3 protein-coding genes are annotated in these 3,071 nt (G+C 75.4%); all 3 read left to right on the plus strand.

Annotated elements, in window-relative coordinates:
• Positions 1–1,160 (plus strand): D-alanyl-D-alanine carboxypeptidase/D-alanyl-D-alanine endopeptidase (gene dacB / locus ACFP3V_RS30570; RefSeq protein ID WP_380590677.1); only part of this gene is annotated, 1,160 nt, incomplete at its 5' end.
• Between the two features lie 81 nt (positions 1,161–1,241).
• Positions 1,242–2,342, plus strand: a complete 1,101-nt coding sequence (locus ACFP3V_RS30575; protein WP_380590680.1) for a zinc-dependent metalloprotease — start codon at positions 1,242–1,244, stop codon at positions 2,340–2,342.
• A 251-nt stretch (positions 2,343–2,593) separates the two neighbouring features.
• Positions 2,594–3,071, plus strand: a 478-nt coding sequence (locus ACFP3V_RS30580) for a PP-loop family protein (protein WP_380590683.1), incomplete at its 3' end; no start/stop codon positions are given.

Here is a 3,071-nt window from a genome sequence, read left to right on the forward strand (position 1 = left end):
CCGCGCCCACCGCGCTGGCGTCCGCGCTGCGCGGGGTGCTGTCGGCGCCCGCGCTGGGGCAGGTCACGGCCTCCGTGGTGGACGTCGCCACCGGCCGCACGCTCTACGCGCAGAACGCGGGCCAGGCCCAGAAGCCGGCCTCCACGAACAAGATCGCCACGGCCGTGGCCGCACTGTCGCTCCTCGGCGACGACCACCGGTTCACCACCCGGGTGGTGCAGCCCGCCCCCGGCCGACTCGTCCTGGTGGGCGGCGGGGATCCGACCCTGAGCTCGGCCGGGCTGTCCCGGCTCGCCGCCGACACGGCCCGCGCCCTGCGCGCGGCCGGGACGACGAGCGTCCGGCTGGGATACGACATCAGCGCCTTCGCCGCGCCCGCGCTGCACCCGATCGGCGTCAACGAGAACATCGCCCTGGTCCAGGCGCTGACGGTGGACGAGGGCCGGATCGACCCGCACTCGACGGAGAACGCCCCCCGCTGGCCCGACCCGGCGGCCCGGGCCGCGCAGGTCTTCGCGCAGCAGCTGCGAGCGCAGGGCGTGCACGTGTCCGGCGGATCCTCGGTGGGCCAGTCGGGCGGGTCGAGCGGGACGACGGTGGCCGAGCTGGCGTCGCCGCCGCTGGCGGACATCGTCGAGGAGATGCTGACCGAGAGCGACAACGACGTGGCCGAGGCGCTGGGCCACCAGGTCGCCCGCGCGAGCGGGCAGGCCGCCACCTTCACGGGCGCGGCGGCCGCGGTCCAGGCCCAACTGACACGCCTGGGCGTCCGGTTGGGCAGCACCCGGCTGGCCGACTCGTCCGGGCTCAGCGGTGCGGACGCGCTCCCGGCGGCGGTGCTCACGCAGTTGCTGACGCTCGCGGCCGGCCCCGCGCACCCCGAGCTGCGCCCGGTCCTGACCGGCCTGCCGGTGGCCGGCTTCACCGGAACGCTGGGCGACCGGTACTCCTCTGACGGGGCGTCAGCGGGGCGCGGCGTCGTCCGGGCGAAGACGGGGTCGCTGTCGACGGTGAACACCCTGGCGGGCGTTGTCGTGGACCGCGACGGCCGGGTGCTGGCCTTCGCCTTCATGTCCAACGCCTCGTCCGCCGCCACCGCCCGCCCCGCCCTCGACCGCGCCGCGGCCGCCCTCGCCGCGTGCGGGTGCGGGGCGGGTTAGGGCCTCCCCAGGCCCCGGCCGGGGCCGCGGGCGTGCGCGGGTTGCTGTCGCGTCGGGCGCGCAGCACGTACGGTTGAACGCATGACGAGCCCACGTGCCGGTGCGGAGATGATCGACTGGGAGCTCGCGGTCGCGACCGCGACGAGGCTGGTGCGGCCGGGGCCGGAGGTCTCCCACGAGGAGGCGCGCGCCGCCGTCGCCGAACTCCGGAAGCATGCCGCCGACGCGGAGCGCCACGTCCGGGCCTACACCGGGCTCGCCTCACCGGACGGCGGGACGCCGGTCCTGGTCGTCGACCGCCCCGGCTGGATCCGGGCGAACGTCGCCGGCTTCCGGACGATCATCACGCCGCTCGCCGACCGGATGGCCGCCCGCCGGGCGGAGATCCCCGGCGGGAACGCCGTCAGCGCCGTGGGCGGCAAGATCACCGGACTGGAGCTGGGCGCGCTGCTGGCCTTCCTCTCCTCCAAGGTGCTGGGGCAGTACGAGACCTTCGCTCCGCCCGAGGTCCCGGCGGACCTGTCCGGCCTGGACAAGAAGCCCACCCCGCCCGGCCGGCTGCTGCTCGTCGCGCCCAACATCGTCTCCGTCGAGCGCGAACTCGACGTCGACCCCACGGACTTCAGGCTCTGGGTCGCCCTGCACGAGGAGACCCACCGCACCCAGTTCACCGCCGTGCCCTGGCTGCGCGACCACATCGAGGGCGAGATCCACGCCTTCCTCGCCGAGACCGAGATCGACCCGGCCACGCTCGTCGAGCGGCTGCGCGAGGCGCTGTCCGGCTCCGGACCCGCGCCGTCGAGCCTGGTGGAGGTCGTGCAGACCCCTGGCCAGCGGGAGATCCTCGGGCGGCTGACCGCCGTCATGTCGCTGCTGGAGGGCCACGCCGACGTGGTGATGGACGGCGTCGGTCCGCAGGTGGTGCCGACGGTGGCCGAGATCCGGGAGAAGTTCCAGCAGCGCCGCGCCAAGGGGGCGAGCCGGCTGGACCAGCTGCTGCGCCGCCTGCTCGGCCTGGACGCCAAGCTGCGGCAGTACCGGGACGGCGCCGTCTTCGTCAACGCGGTCGTGGACTCGGTGGGCATGAGCGGCTTCAACCGGGTCTGGACATCGCCGAACACGCTGCCGACCAAGGAGGAGATCCACAACCCGGCCGCCTGGGTGGCCCGGGTCCACGGCTGACGTTCCCGCCCGGGCCCGGGTCCCGAGAACGGGGTGGAGGCGAATGGAGAAACGGTTCGTCATCTCGCCGCGTTCACCCGTCCGTTGGAAACCCGGGAGACGCGGAGAGCAGCCTGCCCCGGTGCCGGGAGGTTTCTGCGACGATCTGCGACGTGCCGGTCACGCTGCGTATGAGACCATGCGGCGTCCACGGCATCACGCACGAGACAGTCCACCTGCCCCACCCGCTCCGCTCCGAGGAGTGATCAGTCATGGGTCCGCACCCCGCGGTGGCCGCGATACGCCTGGCGGTACGCCGGGTTCTGAACGAGATCGCCGCCGAAGTCCCCCCTGCCTTCCGTCCCGCCGGCGCCCGGGCCGCCTCCGTGCCCGACGCCCGGCCCCCGGTCACGCCCGTGGGCGACGTGGACCCGCGGCACGCGCGGTACCGCACCCCCCGCCCCCGTGCCGCCGCCGACGCCCCGCTGGTGCTGGTCGCCTGCTCGGGGGGAGCGGACTCGATGGCCCTCGCCGCCGCCACCGCCTTCGAGGCGGCCAAGCTCGGCCTTCGTGCCGGGGCCGTCACCGTGGACCACGGCCTGCAGGCGGGCTCCACCGCCCGGGCCGTCGAGGTCGCCGGACGCCTGCGGGCCCTGGGGCTGGACCCGGTGGACGCCCTGGGCGTCAGCGTCGGCCAGAACTGGTCCCCCGCGCACAGCGCCGCGGCCCAGGGCGGCGCGGCGCAGAGCG

The sequence above is a fragment of the Streptacidiphilus monticola genome, from assembly GCF_042658505.1.
Taxonomy (GTDB): domain Bacteria; phylum Actinomycetota; class Actinomycetes; order Streptomycetales; family Streptomycetaceae; genus Streptacidiphilus; species Streptacidiphilus monticola.

Bases quoted from the DNA above. Each gene is read 5' to 3' on its own strand.
- ACFP3V_RS30575 (WP_380590680.1), top strand. From the start codon at position 1,242: ATGACGAGCCCACGTGCCGGTGCGGAGATGATCGACTGGGAGCTCGCG.